The organism is Croceicoccus sp. YJ47 (genome assembly GCF_016745095.1).
Taxonomy (GTDB): Bacteria; Pseudomonadota; Alphaproteobacteria; order Sphingomonadales; family Sphingomonadaceae; genus Croceicoccus.
This window is the reverse complement of sequence record NZ_CP067087.1, coordinates 338,962-354,638: the sequence shown is the minus strand read 5'-3', so window position 1 is coordinate 354,638 and position 15,677 is coordinate 338,962. Positions and strand designations below refer to the sequence as shown.

Below are 15,677 nucleotides of genomic sequence, written 5' to 3'. Positions count from 1 at the left end.
GATACGCATGCCAGTCGAACAAGCGGTTCGCATCGTGGATGAAGATGCGAGCGGGATCGACCGCGCCTTTCGCGACGAGGTGATCGCCGGCCTGTCGCAGCCGCAAAAGGCGGTGCCGGCGCGCTGGTTCTACGACGAACGCGGATCGCAATTGTTCGAGGATATCACCGCCGTCCCCGAATATTACCCGACCCGGGCGGAGCGGCAGATCCTGTCCGCGCGGGGGCAGGAATTTGCCGATGCCATCGGATCGGGCCGCGCCGTGGTCGAATTCGGGTCGGGCAGCTCGGCGAAGACGCCGCTCCTGCTCGACGCAATCGCGCCGTCGGCCTATGTCCCGCTCGACATTTCGGGCGATTTCCTGCGCGCGTCGGCCAATACGCTCGCCAAAAGCTTCCCCGATCTGCCGATCCACCCGGTGGAGGCGGATTTCACGAAGCCCGTCACCCTGCCGGGCGCGATCGCGGGCGCGCCGCGGCTGGGGTTCTTTCCCGGATCGACGATCGGCAATCTGGTGCCGCGCACCGCGGTCGACCTGCTGCGCCAGATGCGACGCACGTTGAGTGCGGACGGCGCCGGCGAAACGCCGGCACAGCTGCTGATCGGGATGGACCGGATCAAGGATACCGCCGTGCTGGAGGCTGCCTATGACGATGCGGCCGGGGTGACGGCGGCGTTCAACCTCAACCTGCTCATCCGCATCAATCGCGAGCTGGGCGGCGATATTCCGGTGGCGGATTTTGCGCATCGGGCGATCTGGAACGATGACATCGCGCGCATCGAAATGCATCTGGAGGCGCAGGCCGACATGCGTTTTGCGATCTGCGACCATGATTTCACGATGGCCAGGGGCGAGACGATCCATACCGAGAACAGCCACAAATATGGCAAGCGCAGCGCCAATACGCTGCTGCTCGCAGGTGGCTGGACGCCGATGCGGCGGTGGAGCGACGACAAGAATCGTTTCATGCTCATCCTCGCCGAGGCCAGCCCGTTGCGCATGGCCCCGTAATCCGCGCAATGTTTCGCCAATCGTATGGGTTGTCAGCCATCCGATGTGCGGTTAGGGCGCCCACAGTGCGGCGCTGGCGTGATGCGCCGTTTGACATAATGTCTTTCAGGTAAGGTTTGATCATGGGTTATCGGGTGGCCGTCGTTGGCGCGACGGGGAATGTCGGGCGCGAAGTGCTCGCGATCCTGGCGGAGCGCGAATTTCCGTATGACGAGATCGCGGCGGTCGCGTCCTCGCGCTCCGTCGGGTCCGAGGTGGAGATCGGCGACACCGGCAAGATGATCAAATGCCGCAATATCGAACATTTCGATTTCACCGGCTGGGACATCGCGCTGTTCGCCGCCGGAAGCGGTCCGGCGAAGGATTACGCGGCGAAGGCGGCGGCGGCGGGGTGCTATGTCATCGACAACAGCTCGCTTTATCGCATGGACCCGGACGTGCCGCTCATCGTGCCGGAGGTGAACCCCGACGCGATCGAGGAGGCGGTGAAGCGCAAGATCATCGCCAATCCCAACTGCTCGACCGCGCAGATGGTCGTCGCGCTCAAGCCGCTGCACGATGTCGCCACGATCAAGCGCGTGGTGGTCAGCACCTATCAATCGGTGTCCGGTGCGGGCAAGGCCGGCATGGACGAACTGTTCGAGCAGAGCCGCGCCATTTTCGTCGGCGATCAGGTCGAACCGCGCAAGTTCACGAAGCAGATCGCCTTCAACGTCATTCCGCACATTGACGTCTTCCTCGACGATGGTTCGACGAAGGAAGAGTGGAAGATGGTCGTCGAGACGAAGAAGATCATGGACCCCAGGATCAAGGTGCAGGCCACCTGCGTGCGGGTGCCGGTATTCGTGGGCCACGCCGAATCCATCACGCTGGAATTCGAGAAGGAAATGACCGCAAGCCAAGCGCAGGACATCCTGCGCGAGGCGCCGGGCATCATGCTCGTCGACAAGCGCGAGGACGGCGGATACGTCACCCCGGTCGAATGCGCGGGCGACAGCGCCACCTATATCAGCCGCGTGCGCGAGGATCCGACGGTCGAAAACGGCCTGGCGCTGTGGTGCGTGTCGGACAATCTGCGCAAGGGTGCCGCATTGAACGCGGTGCAGATCGCCGAATTGCTCGGCCGCCGTATCTTGAAAAAAGGCTGATCGCGCAATGGCTCTCCCCGATTTCGATACGGTTGCGGCGCGCGACGGCACGCCCCTTGCCGTGCATCGCATGGGGGAGGGCACGCGCGGAACGGTCGTGCTGCTGCATGGGTTGTTCTCCAATGTGGAGACGAACTGGGTCAAGTTCGGCCATGCGCAGAAGCTCGCCGATGCGGGGTTCGCGCTCATCATGCCGGATCTGCGCGCGCATGGGCACAGCGGGGCGCCGCACGATCCGGCCTGTTATCCGCCCGACGTGCTTGTCCGTGATCTTGAGGATGTGATCGCCCATTACGGGCTGGTCGAATATGATCTTGTCGGGTTTTCGCTGGGTTCGCGCACGGTGCTGCGCGGCGTGCTCGACGGGCTGGAGCCGCGGCGGCTCGTGCTGACCGGCATGGGGCTGGAGGGGCTTGCCGGATGGGAGAAGCGGGCCGAATTCTTCCGCGACGCGATCGACCGGTTCGACGAGGTGCGCATGGGCGACCCCGCGTTCTTCGCCGTCAGCTTCATGAAGACGATGAAGGTCGACCGCACCGCCGCCCGCCTGCTGCTCGGCTCGATGGCCGATACCAGTCGGGAGGCGCTTGTCGCTGCGACCATGCCGACGCTCGTGCTGTGCGGGGACAAGGACAATGACAACGGCAGCGCCGACGCGCTGGCCGAGGCATTGCCCGACGGGCGCCGCGCCACGATCCCCGGCACGCATATGAGCAGCGTTTCCGAAGGCGCACTCGGCGATGAGCTGGTGGCGTTTCTGACCGCTTGATTTCGGGCGGGTGGCGGTCCAAACCGGTTTCATAACGAACCGGGATCGAAGGATAACGCCCTGATGAAATTCGCTTCTTCCGTCGCCGCGATGGCGATGGCCATCGCGCTTGCCACCCCCGGCCATGCGCAGACCGCCGCCGACGGCAACCCTGTCACCACCGACGCGGAGGAGGCGGCCCGCTTTCCCATGACGGCGCAGGGCGCGGCACAATTCATCGCCGCCGCCGAAGCCGACCTGTTCGGTTACAGCGTCGATGCCAGCCGCATCGCATGGGTCAACGCCACCTATATCACGCCCGACACCAACGCACTCGCGGCGCAAAGTGGGGCGATCGGCACGGAAAAGCAGGTGAAATACGCGCTGGCCGCCGCGCAATATGCGCGTGTGCCGGGGCTCGACCCCGATGTGGCGCGCAAGCTCGACATCCTGCGCAACGGCATTGTCCTTCCCGCGCCGACCGCCGATGGCGCGGCGGAGGAATTGAATACCATCGCCACCGATCTCAACGCGCAATATGGCAAGGGGCGCGGGCTTTTGAACGGCGAGCCGATTTCGGGCAGCGATATCGAGGCGGAGATGGGCAATCTTGCACGCACGCTTACCGAATATGCGGAAATGTGGGCGAGCTGGCACGACAATGTCGGCGCGCCGATGAAGGACGATTACGCGCGCATGGTCGCGATCGCCAACGAAGGCGCGAAGGAACTCGGCTTTGCCAATACCGGCGCGATGTGGCGGTCGGGATACGACATGCCGCCCGAACAGTTCGCCGCCGAAACCGAGCGGCTGTGGCAGGAGGTGAAGCCGCTCTACATGGCGCTCCACACCTATGTTCGCGGGCGGCTGAACGCGAAATATGGCGATGGCGTGCAGCCTGCGACCGGCCCGATCCGCGCCGACCTGCTCGGCAATATGTGGGCGCAGGAATGGGGCAATATCTACCCGCTGGTCGCGCCCGAAGGGGCGGGCGACCTCGGCTATGACATCGGCGAATTGCTGGAGGCCAAGGGCGAGGGGCCGATCGACATGGTGAAGATCGGCGAGGGGTTCTATTCCTCGCTGGGGTTCGAGCCTTTGCCCGAGACGTTCTGGGAGCGCAGCCAGTTCACGAAGCCTGCCGACCGCGAAGTCGTGTGCCATGCGAGCGCGTGGGACGTGGACAATGTCGACGACATCCGCATCAAGATGTGCATCAAGGTGAACGCTTACGATTTCGTGACGATCCATCACGAACTCGGCCACAATTACTACCAGCGTGCCTATAACGAGCAGCCGTATCTCTATCTCAACGGCGCGAACGATGGGTTCCACGAGGCGATCGGCGATTTCGTCGCGCTGTCGATCACGCCGGAATATCTGGTGCAGATCGGCCTGCTCAACCGCGAGGACGTGCCCTCGGCGGACAAGGACATCGGTTTGCTGCTGCGTCAGGCGATGGACAAGGTGGCGTTCCTGCCCTTCGGCCTGCTGGTCGATCAATGGCGCTGGGGCGTGTTCGACGGCAGCATCGCGCCTGCCGATTACAACACGGCGTGGACCGATCTTCGCCGCGAGTATCAGGGCATCACCCCGCCGGTGGAGCGGCCCGCCGATGCGTTCGACCCCGGCGCGAAATATCACATTCCGGGCAACACGCCCTACATGCGCTATTTCCTCGCCCGGATTTTGCAGTTCCAGTTCTACAAATCGGCGTGCGAGCAGGCCGGATGGACCGGGCCGCTGCATCGCTGCAGCTTCTACGGCAACGAGGAGGTGGGGCAGCGTTTGAACGCCATGCTGGAAATGGGCGCGTCGAAGCCCTGGCCCGATGCGCTGGAGGCGTTCACCGGAAGCCGCGAGATGAGCGGCAAGGCGATGGTGGAATATTTCGCCCCGCTCAAGGCCTGGCTGGACGAGCAGAATAAGGGGCAGCCGCAGGGTTGGTAATCCGATGAAGGGGCCGGGCGGAAACGTCCGGCCCTTCGGTCATGGCGGCGCGCTATTTCGCCGTGCGGCGGCACCGCTCCGAACAATAGACCACATTGTCCCAGTCGCGCGCCCACTTCTTGCGCCAGGCGAACGGGCGTTCGCACACCGGGCAGGTCTTTGTCGGCAGGTTCGGTTTCTTGTGGGCCATCGTGTGGGACAACGCATCGCACGCGGTCCGGTTGCCGGGCGGATGCGGCCATTCGGCACCCACCCGGCAACGGGGTTCAGATCATCGCCATGCCGCCGTTCACGTGGAGCGTCTGCCCGGTGACGTAGCCCGCTTCCTTCGACGCGAGATAGGCAACCGCGGCGCCGATGTCGGACCCTTCGCCCATGCGCCCGGCGGGAATGCGGGCGTTCAGCTCGTCCTTCTGCGCATCGGGCAACACATCGGTCATCGCCGTGCGGATGAAACCGGGCGCGACGCAGTTCACCGTGATGTTGCGGGTGGCAAGCTCCTGCGCGAGGCTCTTGCTCAGGCCGGTAAGACCCGCCTTGGCCGCGGCATAGTTCATCTGCCCCGGATTGCCGGTGGTGCCGACGACGCTGGTGATCGAAATCATGCGGCCGAACTTCGCCTTCATCATGGGCCGGGTCGCGGCGCGCATCAGCCGGAACGCAGCGGTCAGGTTGACCTGCAACACCTGCTCCCAATCCTCGTCCTTCATCCGCATCATCAACCCGTCGCGGGTGATCCCGGCATTGTTGACGAGGATGTCCAGCCGGCCGAGCGTGTCGATCGCCGCGGGGATCAGCGCATCGACGCTTTCCGCGCTCGACAGGTCGCAGGTGATCTCCACATGATCGCCGCCGGTTTCGGCGTTCAGCTGTTCGCGAAAGGCGCGCAGCTTGTCGCCGTTCGATCCGCTGAGCGCGATACGCGCGCCCTGTCCCGCCAAGGCGCGGGCGATTTCGGAGCCGATGCCCCCCGATGCGCCGGTCACCAGCGCCGTCATTCCGGTCAGGTCGAACATCGCTCAGATCTCCTTTGCCAGCGTTTCGCAATCGGCCATCGTGACGATGGAGCGCACCTCCACGCCATCGGCGGACCGCTTGACCATGGGGCCGAGCACCTTGCCGCCCAGCTCGATGAATTGCGTCACGCCGATCGCGGCCATGCCCGCCGCGCTCTCGCGCCAGCGGACCCGGCCCATGACCTGCGCGACGAGATGCTTGCGGATTTCTGCGGGGTCGGCGACAGGCTGCGCCGTGACATTGGCGAACACCGGCAGGCGGGGTGCGTTCGGCATGGTCCGGGTCAGCGCATCGTCCATCGCGGTGGCGGCCGGTTCCATCAATTCGCAATGGAACGGGGCCGACACCGGCAGCATCACGGCGCGGCGGATGCCGAATTCCTTCGCAATGGCGACCGCGCGTTCGATCGGCGCAACGTGCCCCGACAGCACGACCTGCGTCGGGTCGTTGTCATTGGCCACGGTGCACACTTCGCCTTCCGCCTCGGTCGCGGCCTTCGCCAGTTCGGACGCCTTTTCCACATCGGCGCCGAGCAGCGCGCACATCGCGCCGACACCGACCGGGACGGCGGCCTGCATCGCCTGTCCGCGCAGTTTCAGGAGCCGCGCCGTATCGGACAGCGAAAACGCACCGGCGGCGCACAGCGCGCTATATTCGCCGAGGCTGTGGCCCGCGACATAATCGCCCGTCGCGGCAAGCGAGACGCCGAATTCCTTCTCCAGAACGCGCACGATGGCCATGGAATGCGCCATGATCGCAGGCTGCGCGTTTTCGGTGAGGGTGAGCTGATCCTCCGGCCCGTCCTTCATGATGGCGAAGAGCTTTTGCCCCAGCGCGTCGTCGACTTCCTCGAAAACCTCGCGGGCGTGGGCGGATGTGTCGGCGAGCGCAGCGCCCATGCCGACGGTCTGGCTCCCCTGTCCGGGGAAGATGAAAGCTTTCATGGATGTCTCCTTATGCATTGCGGGGCGGGGTAGGTCGCGGCGCATTCGCCCGCAAGCCCCGCCGTCATGTCATTTCGGGCGGGGGCCGAACGGGACGATGCGATTGGCGGCATCGTGGCCGATGTCCGCCTTACCGAGGAAAGGCACGCCCGCCCGCTCGCACCAATGGCGGCAGATCGCCTCTGCGCCCATGCCGAAGGGGCGGTCGTTTTCCGGCACGTCGGACACCCGGCCCAGCCGCACGCAAGCAAGGTTCATGGCCGGCATCGCCTCCGCGACGTGAAAGAAAAGCCGGTCGATGGCATACAGATACTCGCTCACCTCCTCCAGCATGAGGACATGGCCCGACAGGTCCGGCATGAGCGACGTGCCGCAGATCATGGCGAAGGTCGCAAGGTTGAAGGCCACCGTCGGCGCATCGGCGGCAAACGGCTCCATCGTTCCCCGGTCGCCCGACATGAAGGACAGCGTACGCCGCACCGCCGCCGCGCCGCCGTCGCGCCCGATGTCGTAAGGCATGGGTGCGTGGGTGGGCCGTCCGATGGAATGGCGGTAAAACCCGGCAAGCAGATAGCCCGCATCGGAATAGCCGAAATAGCGTTTGTCGCGGGCCGCATCGTTCATGCGCGCAATCGCGTCGCCGGCAATCCGGCACGCGCCATATCCGCCGCGCGCGAACCATACGGCATCGAACGCCGGATCGTTCGCGCATTCGATGAGCGCCTCGCGCCGCTGTGCATCGCTTCCCGCGAAATGGCCCGATTCCTCGAAACATTGCGGATGGAACGTGAGCGAAAGGTCCGGGTAGTCGCGGGCGAGGGCCGCCACCGCGTCGGCGCAATCGCGCGGGAAGGGGGCCGACGGGGCGCAGATGGCGACGTTATACATATAAAACCATCGCTAAACCCCATGCCCGTGATTGCCAAGCGTGCCCTTTGCCAATAGCCACAGCGGCGATGACCGACAATATTGCCAAACCGTCCGACCTTCTTTCGCGCCCGTTCTTCTTTTGCGGGATCGGCGGATCGGGGATGCTGCCGCTGGCCTGTATCCTGCGGGCGCGGGGGGCGGACATCGGCGGGTCCGACCGCAGTTTCGATGCCGGACGCAGCGCGGCGAAGTTCGCATGGCTCGAACGGCAGGGCATTGCCCTGTTCCCGCAGGACGGCAGCGGGGTGACGAGCGCCGAGCAGGTGTTGATCGCAAGCGCCGCGATCGAGGATAGCGTGCCGGAGGTGGCGCGCGCGCGCGATCTTGGCTGTGCGCGGATGAGCCGGGCCGAATTACTCGCCGAACTGTTCAATGCCGCGCCCGATTCCATTGCCATCGGCGGGACCAGCGGAAAATCGACCGTGACGGGCATGACCGGCTGGATCATGGCGGAGGCGGGGCGCGACCCCACCATCATGAACGGCGCGGTGATGAAGAATTTCGTCGCCGACGACGCGCCCTTTGCCAGCGCGCGCACCGGCGATGGCGGCATGTTCGTGGCGGAGGTGGATGAAAGCGACGGGTCCATCGCGCTCTACCGCCCCGGCGTGGCGGTGTTGCTGAATGTCAGCCTCGACCACAAGAGCATGGACGAATTGCGCAGCCTGTTCGGCAATTTCCTGGCGGTCGCGCCGCGCGGCGCGATCAATGCCGACGATGCGGAGAGCATGGCACTCGCCGCCCGTGCGCAGGCCGTCACCCGTTTTGCCATCGACAATGAAGAGGCCGACATCGGCGTCGTGCCCGGCACCATCGTGCAGAAGCCGACCGGCATCGACGCCACGATCGTCGACCGCCGTGCCGATACGCGCCACGATCTGCAATTGAAGCAGCCGGGGCGCCACAATCTCGCCAATGCGCTGGCCGCGATTGCCGCCGCCGATGCCGCGGGCGTGTCCGTTGCCGATGCCGTCGCCGCATTGTCCCGGTTCGAAGGGTTGCGGCGGCGCTTCGATGTCGTCGGCACGAGTGCGCGCAACATCACCGTCATCGACGATTTCGGCCACAACCCGGAAAAATGCGCCGCAACGCTCCGCACGCTGAAGGCGCATCCGGGCCGCGTCATCGCCTTTTTTCAGCCGCACGGATATGGCCCGTTGCGGCAAATGGGCATGGAACTGGCCGAAACCTTCGCGAAGGTTCTGAACACCGACGACAGGGTGATCTTTTCCGACCCGGTCTATTTCGGGGGAACCACCGATCGTTCGGTCGGTTCGGAACGGATCGTGGCCGCCATCAATGAAAGCGGCGGCAATGCCGAACATATCGCGGACCGTGGCGATTGCGCGGATCGGATAGTGCAGATCGCGCAAGCCGGCGACCGCATCGTGATCATGGGCGCGCGCGACGATACGCTGAGCCAGTTTGCGCACGATCTGCTGATGCGGCTCGACCGCTGAACGGGCGTCGCCCGCGGCAGGACATTTGAAGGGGAATTGCATTGGCCACAGGTCTGGTAGCGTTGTTCGACGATATTGCGGTGATCGCGCGCGCCGCGGCGGCCTCGGTCGACGACGTCGGCATTGCCGCATCGCGCGCAGGGACGAAGGCGGCCGGCGTGGTCATCGACGATGCCGCCGTCGCGCCGTCCTACGTCACCGGCCTTTCGCCCAAGCGCGAATTGCCCATCGTGTGGCGCATCGCCAAGGGCAGCTTCTTCAACAAGCTGATCATCCTCCTGCCCGCCGCGCTTCTGCTCAGCGAATTCCTGCCCTGGACCATCACGCCGATCCTGATGCTGGGCGGGTGCTACCTGTCCTACGAAGGGGCGGAAAAGGTGATGGAGAAGCTCGGCGCGAAGAAACAGGGCAAGACCATCGACGAACCGATCGAGGATCCTGCCGCCTTCGAAAACGAACGCGCATCGGCGGCGATCCGCACCGATCTCATTCTCTCGGCCGAGATCATGGCCATCACGCTCAATTCCGTGGCGGCGGAAACGCTGCTGTCGCGGGCGGCGGTGCTGGCCATCATCGGGATCGGGATTACCGTCGTGGTCTATGGCGCGGTCGCGCTCATCGTGAAGATGGACGACATCGGGCTGTACCTGTCGCAGAAAAGCAGCGCGCTGTCGCAGCGGGCCGGGCGGCTCATGCTGAAAGGGATGCCGTTTCTCCTGCACGCGCTGTCGTTCATCGGGACGATCGCCATGCTGTGGGTCGGCGGCGGGATCATCCTGCACGGGCTGGAGGAGCTGGGCGTGCCGGGGCCGGCGCATGTCGTCCATGACATTCAGCACCACGTTGAAATGGCCACTGGCGCATTGTCCGGCGTGCTGGGCTGGTTGAGCTATGCGACCGTGTCGGCATTGGTGGGGCTGGCACTGGGGTTCGTGATCGCGATTCTCCTGCACAAGGTGTTTCGCATCGGCGCGCATTGAGCGTGCATGCCTAAGGCTTGCATCTGGCGCCGCCTCGTGTATGGCACGGGACGTTCCTGCATTGCGGGAACACGAAGAAAGCCGGAGGGGCCCCGCAATGGTGCGGACACGCCAGCGATCGGTTAGAGTAAAAGGAACGAGCGCATGCCGCTTTACGAGCATGTGTTCCTTGCGCGTCAGGATCTGAGCCAGGCTCAGGTCGATGCGCTTGCGAACACCGCCACCGAAATCGTCGAGGCCAATGACGGCAAGGTTGTCCGCACGGAAACCTGGGGCCTGAAGAACCTCGCCTACAAGATTCAGCGCAACCGCAAGGCGCATTTCGTGATGCTGAACATCGACGCCCCCACCGGCGTCGTTGCCGAGCTGGAGCGCCAGACGCGCATCAACGAAGACGTCATCCGCTACATGACCATCCGCATCGACGAGATGGACAACGAACCCTCCGTCATGATGCGCAAGAACGACCGTGACCGCCGTGGCGGCGATCGTGGCGATCGCGGCGGCAACCGCCGGGGAGACCGCTAATGGCCCGTCCTTTCTTCCGTCGTCGCAAGAGCTGCCCGTTCTCCGCAAAGAACGCGCCCGCCATCGATTACAAGGACGTGCGCCTGCTGCAGGGCTTCATGTCCGAGCGTGGCAAGATCGTTCCCAGCCGCATCACCGCGGTGTCCGCCAAGAAGCAGCGCGAGCTGTCGAAGGCGATCAAGCGCGCACGCCACATCGGCCTGCTGCCCTATATCGTGAAGTAAGGAGGAAAACCCATGGATATCATCCTCCTCGAACGTATCGAGAAGCTGGGCAGCATCGGCGATGTCGTGTCCGTCAAGGACGGCTACGCGCGCAATTTCCTGCTCCCCAATAAGAAGGCCCTTCGCGCCAACGAATCGAACCGCAAGGTGTTCGAGGCGAATCGCGAACGGCTCGAAGCCGAAAACGCCGAAAAGCGGACCGCTGCCGAAGCGCAGGGCAAGAAGATCGACGGCGAGGAAATCGTCCTCATCCGTGCATCGTCCAACTCGGGTCAGCTTTACGGTTCGGTCAACGTGCGCGACATCGCCGCGGCCCTGACCGAAAAGGGCCACGAGGTGAACAAGTCGCAGATCGTGCTCGACGGCCCGATCAAGACCATCGGCATGTTCGACGTGCGCGTCGTGCTTCACCCCGAAGTCAGCGTCTCGGTGAAGGCCAATGTCGCCCGTTCGGACGACGAAGCCGAGCTGCAGGCGCAGGGCATCGACGTGATGGCGCAGATGTTCGAAGAAGAATCGCAGAACACCGGCGGCTTCACCGAAGAGCGTGATCCCAATGCCGAGCCGGGCGAAATCGCTGGCGAGCCGGAGGAATCCGCAGAAGACGAAGCCGAGGGCGAAGAGCAGGCCTGATCGGTCGCTTTTCGGCCGTTGGTCGGAAAAATACGGGCGCGGTATCCGGATGGGTGCCGCGCCCGTTTTCGTATCCGATCGCGGAATCGTGGTTCGTGCCGGAATCGGCGTGGATCGAAAAACGGTGCAGTCTGCCTTTGAAATGTAGGATATTGCGCGCTATCTGCCGCCGATGGATACACCCGATACGATCATTGCCGAACTGACCCGCCTGCACGACGAGGCGGTCGAACGGCTCCGCGCCGACATTGCCGCCTTTGCCAATGATGGCAGCCTGCCATCCTCCACCCGGCGAAGCGACGGCAGCTATTGCTACCCCGAACTGCGCCTCACCTATAAGGGGGATGGCGACCCGTCGGATATTTCGCGCGCGTTCGGGCGGCTCAACCGGCGGGGGCATTACAACACCACCGTGACCAGGCCGCGGTTGTTCGCCGAATATCTGCGGGAGCAGCTTTCGCTCATCCTGGCCGATTATCCGGTCGAGGTGGACGTGAAGCGTTCGCGGCAGGAAATCCCGTTTCCCTACGTCCTCGACGGCAATGCGGGGCGCGATCTTGCCGGGGTCAGCCCGCAATTGCTGGCGCGGCATTTTCCGTCGACCGACCTCGCGCTGATCGGGGATGAACTCGCCGACGGGTTCGAGATCGGCAATCCGGACGATCCGATGCCGCTCTCGCTGTTCGACGGGTTGCGCACGGATTTCAGCTTGGCACGCCTCGCGCATTATACCGGCACCGACCCCGACCATTTTCAGAAATACGTGCTGTTCACCAATTATCACCGCTATGTCGACGAATTCGTCGAATGGGCCGGCACGCAGGTCGGGCAGGGGCGGTATCAGGCGCTCGCCGGGGCGGGCGGATTGTTCATCGATCAAGAGACGACGGGCGCGCGCGGGCTTCTCTCCGATACGGCGTGGCGGCGGCACCAGATGCCGGCCTACCACCTCATCGGTGAAGGGCGTAGCGGCATCACGCTCGTCAATATCGGCGTCGGGCCTTCGAATGCGAAGACGATTACCGACCATCTCGCCGTGTTGCGGCCTGAGGCGTGGCTGATGATCGGGCATTGCGGCGGCTTGCGCCCGACGCAAAAGATCGGCGATTACGTGCTCGCCCATGCCTATCTGCGCGACGATCACGTGCTGGACGCGGTGCTGCCGCCCGAAATTCCCCTGCCCGCCATTGCCGAGGTGCAGCAGGCGCTCGCCGCCGCAGCCGAGGATGTGAGCGGGACCGAAGGGGCCAGCCTCAAGCAGCGGATGCGGACCGGCACGGTGGTCACGACCGACGACCGCAACTGGGAATTGCAGATCAGCACGACGGCGCGGCGCCTTTCACTGTCGCGCGCGGTCGGTATCGATATGGAAAGCGCCACCATCGCGGCGCAGGGCTATCGTTTCCGCGTGCCTTACGGGACGCTGCTCTGCGTGTCGGACAAGCCGATCCATGGCGAGATCAAGCTTCCGGGGCAGGCCAACAAGTTTTACGAGGAGGCCATCGGCGCGCATCTGCAGATCGGCATCCGCACCTGCGACCTGCTGCGCGAGGAAGGCACCCGCCTGCACAGCCGCAAGCTGCGTGCGTTCAACGAGCCGCCGTTCCGCTGACAGCGGGGGAAAACTCCGCGCAAAACGCAATCGAATCGCGGCGTTCCCGGTGTGTTCGCCTTGCCCCGATGCGCGTGGGCGCTAAGAAAGTTTGGCCGTATTGAACTTTGCCCGCACCGCGCATGTCCGCCGCCGGGCACAGGGGGAATTGAGTATAATGAAGGCCACGATCGAACGCGCGACCCTGCTGCACAGTCTCAGCCACGTGCAATCGGTGGTGGAGCGGCGCAATACCATCCCCATCCTGTCCAACGTGCTGATCGATGCATCCTCCGATGGCGGGGTGAAGGTGATGGCCACCGACCTCGATCTGCAGGTCGTCGAAACGATGAGCGCGGCCAGCGTGGAAAGCGCCGGCGCGATTACCGTGTCGGCGCATCTGTTGTTCGACATCGCGCGCAAATTGCCCGACGGTTCGCAGGTCAGCCTGGAAACCGCGGACAATCGCATGGTGGTAAAGGCAGGGCGCAGCCGGTTTCAGCTTCCCACCCTGCCGCGCGACGATTTTCCGACCATCGTCGAAGGCGACCTGCCGACCAGCTTCGAGATTCCCGCTGCCACGCTGGCGCAGCTCATCGACCGGACGCGCTTCGCGATTTCGACCGAAGAGACGCGTTACTACCTCAATGGCATTTTCTTCCACGTGGCGGAGGACGGGCCGGGCGGGCAGCCCGTGTTGAAGGCGGCGGCGACCGACGGGCACCGGCTCGCGCGCTTTACCCTGGCGCGTCCGGACGGGGCGGAGGGGATGCCCGACGTGATCGTGCCGCGCAAATGCGTCGCCGAATTGCGCAAGCTGCTCGAAGAATCGCTCGACACCAATGTGCAGGTCGATCTGTCCGCGTCGAAGATCCGCTTCACCATGGGCGGGGAGGGCGGCATCGTGCTCACCAGCAAGCTGATCGACGGGACGTTCCCCGATTACAGCCGCGTGATCCCGACCGGCAATGACAAGCTGCTGAAGCTCGATCCCAAGAGCTTTTTCTCCGGCGTGGACCGGGTGGCCACCATCGCCACGGAAAAGACCCGCGCGGTGAAGATGGCGCTCGACCAGGATCGCGTCACGCTTTCGGTGACCAGCCCCGACAATGGCACGGCGGCGGAGGAACTGGCCGCGGATTACAGCGCCGAAGGGCTGGAGATCGGGTTCAACGCCAATTATCTGAAGGATATTCTCGCCCAGATCGAGGGCGATAATGTCGAGCTGCACCTCGCCGATGCCGGTGCGCCCACGCTGATCCGGCAGAATTCGGACAGTCCGGCGCTCTACGTGCTCATGCCGATGCGCGTTTGACGGGTTAAAGATCCGGCGCTTCATCGGCGCGCAATGTGTGTCCCTCCATTCGCGGTGCATGGCCCTTGGGTTATGCGCCGCGATTTCCTATGGCGCGGCCAACGATATGGAGATTATCTTATGAAGACCATCACGAAACTCGCCATGACCGCACTGGCGGCCCCGCTCGCCCTGTCGGCAATGCCGGCCGCCGCGCAGGACGGCGCGGAAGAAAACCTTCGCTGTGCGGCGTGGGCCCTTCTCGCCAGCGAGCAGGCGCAGGATCCGGAGCAGAAGCGCGGCATCGGCATGGTCATGGCCTATTTCATGGGCCGTTACGAAGCGTCCTCGGGCAAGAAGATCGGCGATGTCATGAGCTATGACGCATTGCCGACGATCATCGGCGACCTTCCCGCCGCCAATGCCGAGTGTCAGCCGCTCGCCAAGAGCTTCGGCAATCGACTGACCGAGGTGGGCATGCGGATGCAGGCCGAAGCGCAGGCCAAGGCCGCGAGCCAGCAGCAGGGCAACAACGCCGAAGCCGGTCGCTGATCCCGTAAACGACAGAGGGCCCGGTCGCCGATGCGCCGGGCCCTCTCGCTTATCAGCAGAGCGCGAAGCGGGATCAGGCGCGCAATCTGGCACAGCGCACCGGCCAGCGCATCGACATCCGCCATCGAATCGAACAGCGCCCGTGTAACCCGTACGCAGGCAACGCTGTTCGATCCGCTGCGCAGGACGGTGAATATCCCGAAGCGGTCGAGCAATTGCGCGGCCAGAGTGCGGTTCTCCTCGGTCGAGGTTTGCCCCCGCATCCGGAACGCGGTCATGCCCGCGTGCATTCGCGGGTCGTCGGGGGACAGCACCTCGATAGCGCGATCGTCGCGCATTCCGCGACCCAGCGGTTGCACAGCGCCCGCAGCCCCCGCGGCACGGCGCGGCGCCGTTATTGCCACCTGAAACCGCAGGGCCGCGGCAACGCTCACCAAGGCGGCGAAATCGACGGTCACGGTCTGGACGTGCAGATCGATGTGGATGACGGCCATGCGGGATATAGGAAGCCCCACGCCAAGCGGCGCTCCGATCCATTGGCGCAGGTTCAGGCCCACGAAATCGGCCTCGAAATCGGGGAGCGTTAAATTGACCGGATCAAGGCCGTATGCCGCAGCGACGATGGCATCGATGCCGGGTGCGCGTGCCATGCTGACGATTTTCCGC

16 protein-coding genes are annotated in these 15,677 nt (G+C 64.4%); 11 read left to right on the top strand and 5 right to left on the bottom strand.

Translation table 11 applies throughout. From position 1 onward, the window contains the following. Nucleotides 1-7: 7 nt before the first annotated feature. The 4 genes from egtD (at nucleotide 8) to JD971_RS01510 (ending at nucleotide 4,858) form a co-directional block, all read left to right on the top strand. Nucleotides 8-1,012 carry an L-histidine N(alpha)-methyltransferase gene (gene egtD, locus JD971_RS01525; protein WP_202085499.1) on the top strand — a complete coding sequence of 335 codons (1,005 nt, stop codon included), beginning with the start codon at nucleotides 8-10 and terminating at the stop codon, nucleotides 1,010-1,012. A gap of 122 nt (nucleotides 1,013-1,134) precedes the next feature. Next, nucleotides 1,135-2,160 (top strand): aspartate-semialdehyde dehydrogenase, encoded by a 1,026-nt coding sequence (locus JD971_RS01520; protein WP_202085498.1) that lies wholly within the window; start codon nucleotides 1,135-1,137, stop codon nucleotides 2,158-2,160. A 7-nt stretch (nucleotides 2,161-2,167) separates the two neighbouring features. Continuing rightward, entirely contained in the window at nucleotides 2,168-2,929 is a 762-nt protein-coding gene (locus tag JD971_RS01515; RefSeq protein WP_202085497.1) for an alpha/beta fold hydrolase, read from the top strand. 63 nt (nucleotides 2,930-2,992) lie between these two features. Then, a complete protein-coding gene (locus JD971_RS01510; RefSeq protein WP_202085496.1) occupies nucleotides 2,993-4,858 on the top strand; it encodes a M2 family metallopeptidase in 1,866 nt (621 codons plus the stop codon). A 52-nt stretch (nucleotides 4,859-4,910) separates the two neighbouring features. Here the strand turns inward: JD971_RS01510 and JD971_RS01505 are convergent, their stop codons facing one another. From JD971_RS01505 to JD971_RS01490, 4 genes are all read right to left on the bottom strand, one after another. Next, complete coding sequence (locus tag JD971_RS01505) at nucleotides 4,911-5,048, bottom strand: DUF2256 domain-containing protein (protein ID WP_202085495.1); 138 nt, start codon at nucleotides 5,046-5,048, stop codon at nucleotides 4,911-4,913. A 76-nt stretch (nucleotides 5,049-5,124) separates the two neighbouring features. Further along, nucleotides 5,125-5,874, bottom strand: a complete 750-nt coding sequence (gene fabG / locus JD971_RS01500; protein ID WP_202085494.1) for a 3-oxoacyl-[acyl-carrier-protein] reductase — start codon at nucleotides 5,872-5,874, stop codon at nucleotides 5,125-5,127. 3 nt (nucleotides 5,875-5,877) lie between these two features. Further along, nucleotides 5,878-6,819, bottom strand: a complete 942-nt coding sequence (fabD, locus tag JD971_RS01495; RefSeq protein ID WP_202085492.1) for an ACP S-malonyltransferase — start codon at nucleotides 6,817-6,819, stop codon at nucleotides 5,878-5,880. Between the two features lie 69 nt (nucleotides 6,820-6,888). Continuing rightward, nucleotides 6,889-7,707, bottom strand: a complete 819-nt coding sequence (locus JD971_RS01490; RefSeq protein ID WP_202085489.1) for an LD-carboxypeptidase — start codon at nucleotides 7,705-7,707, stop codon at nucleotides 6,889-6,891. 68 nt (nucleotides 7,708-7,775) lie between these two features. Here JD971_RS01490 and JD971_RS01485 point away from each other — a divergent pair, with 68 nt between their 5' ends. From JD971_RS01485 to dnaN, 7 genes are all read left to right on the top strand, one after another. Beyond that, nucleotides 7,776-9,209: a glutamate ligase domain-containing protein gene (locus tag JD971_RS01485; protein WP_202085487.1), complete on the top strand. Its 1,434-nt coding sequence runs from the start codon at nucleotides 7,776-7,778 to the stop codon at nucleotides 9,207-9,209. 41 nt (nucleotides 9,210-9,250) lie between these two features. Continuing rightward, nucleotides 9,251-10,189: a DUF808 domain-containing protein gene (locus JD971_RS01480; RefSeq protein WP_202085486.1), complete on the top strand. Its 939-nt coding sequence runs from the start codon at nucleotides 9,251-9,253 to the stop codon at nucleotides 10,187-10,189. Nucleotides 10,190-10,333: 144 nt separating this feature from the next. Further along, nucleotides 10,334-10,717 carry a 30S ribosomal protein S6 gene (rpsF, locus tag JD971_RS01475; protein ID WP_202085483.1) on the top strand — a complete coding sequence of 128 codons (384 nt, stop codon included), beginning with the start codon at nucleotides 10,334-10,336 and terminating at the stop codon, nucleotides 10,715-10,717. Beyond that, on the top strand, nucleotides 10,717-10,941 hold the full coding sequence (gene rpsR / locus JD971_RS01470; RefSeq protein WP_047821188.1) for a 30S ribosomal protein S18: 225 nt from the start codon (nucleotides 10,717-10,719) through the stop codon (nucleotides 10,939-10,941). Before rpsF ends, rpsR begins: the two co-directional genes overlap by 1 nt. Before the next feature lie 12 nt (nucleotides 10,942-10,953). Further along, nucleotides 10,954-11,574 carry a 50S ribosomal protein L9 gene (rplI, locus tag JD971_RS01465; protein WP_202085481.1) on the top strand — a complete coding sequence of 207 codons (621 nt, stop codon included), beginning with the start codon at nucleotides 10,954-10,956 and terminating at the stop codon, nucleotides 11,572-11,574. A 172-nt stretch (nucleotides 11,575-11,746) separates the two neighbouring features. After that, nucleotides 11,747-13,186 (top strand): AMP nucleosidase, encoded by a 1,440-nt coding sequence (locus JD971_RS01460; protein WP_202085480.1) that lies wholly within the window; start codon nucleotides 11,747-11,749, stop codon nucleotides 13,184-13,186. Between the two features lie 157 nt (nucleotides 13,187-13,343). Further along, nucleotides 13,344-14,480, top strand: coding sequence for a DNA polymerase III subunit beta (gene dnaN / locus JD971_RS01455; RefSeq protein ID WP_202085479.1), 1,137 nt, complete (start codon nucleotides 13,344-13,346; stop codon nucleotides 14,478-14,480). Between the two features lie 410 nt (nucleotides 14,481-14,890). On the opposite strand, the gene JD971_RS01450 is transcribed toward dnaN, so the two are convergent. Next, entirely contained in the window at nucleotides 14,891-15,661 is a 771-nt protein-coding gene (locus JD971_RS01450) for a hypothetical protein (protein ID WP_202085478.1), read from the bottom strand. Between the last annotated feature and the right edge of the window lie 16 nt (nucleotides 15,662-15,677).

Bases quoted from the DNA above. Each gene is read 5' to 3' on its own strand.
- JD971_RS01490 (WP_202085489.1), bottom strand. From the start codon at position 7,707: ATGTATAACGTCGCCATCTGCGCCCCGTCGGCCCCCTTCCCGCGCGAT.
- JD971_RS01460 (WP_202085480.1), top strand. From the start codon at position 11,747: ATGGATACACCCGATACGATCATTGCCGAACTGACCCGCCTGCACGAC.
- dnaN (WP_202085479.1), top strand. From the start codon at position 13,344: ATGAAGGCCACGATCGAACGCGCGACCCTGCTGCACAGTCTCAGCCAC.
- rpsF (WP_202085483.1), top strand. From the start codon at position 10,334: ATGCCGCTTTACGAGCATGTGTTCCTTGCGCGTCAGGATCTGAGCCAG.
- JD971_RS01520 (WP_202085498.1), top strand. From the start codon at position 1,135: ATGGGTTATCGGGTGGCCGTCGTTGGCGCGACGGGGAATGTCGGGCGC.
- JD971_RS01450 (WP_202085478.1), bottom strand. From the start codon at position 15,661: ATGGCACGCGCACCCGGCATCGATGCCATCGTCGCTGCGGCATACGGC.
- JD971_RS01515 (WP_202085497.1), top strand. From the start codon at position 2,168: ATGGCTCTCCCCGATTTCGATACGGTTGCGGCGCGCGACGGCACGCCC.
- rpsR (WP_047821188.1), top strand. From the start codon at position 10,717: ATGGCCCGTCCTTTCTTCCGTCGTCGCAAGAGCTGCCCGTTCTCCGCA.
- JD971_RS01485 (WP_202085487.1), top strand. From the start codon at position 7,776: ATGACCGACAATATTGCCAAACCGTCCGACCTTCTTTCGCGCCCGTTC.
- fabD (WP_202085492.1), bottom strand. From the start codon at position 6,819: ATGAAAGCTTTCATCTTCCCCGGACAGGGGAGCCAGACCGTCGGCATG.
- JD971_RS01505 (WP_202085495.1), bottom strand. From the start codon at position 5,048: ATGGCCCACAAGAAACCGAACCTGCCGACAAAGACCTGCCCGGTGTGC.
- rplI (WP_202085481.1), top strand. From the start codon at position 10,954: ATGGATATCATCCTCCTCGAACGTATCGAGAAGCTGGGCAGCATCGGC.
- fabG (WP_202085494.1), bottom strand. From the start codon at position 5,874: ATGTTCGACCTGACCGGAATGACGGCGCTGGTGACCGGCGCATCGGGG.
- egtD (WP_202085499.1), top strand. From the start codon at position 8: ATGCCAGTCGAACAAGCGGTTCGCATCGTGGATGAAGATGCGAGCGGG.
- JD971_RS01510 (WP_202085496.1), top strand. From the start codon at position 2,993: ATGAAATTCGCTTCTTCCGTCGCCGCGATGGCGATGGCCATCGCGCTT.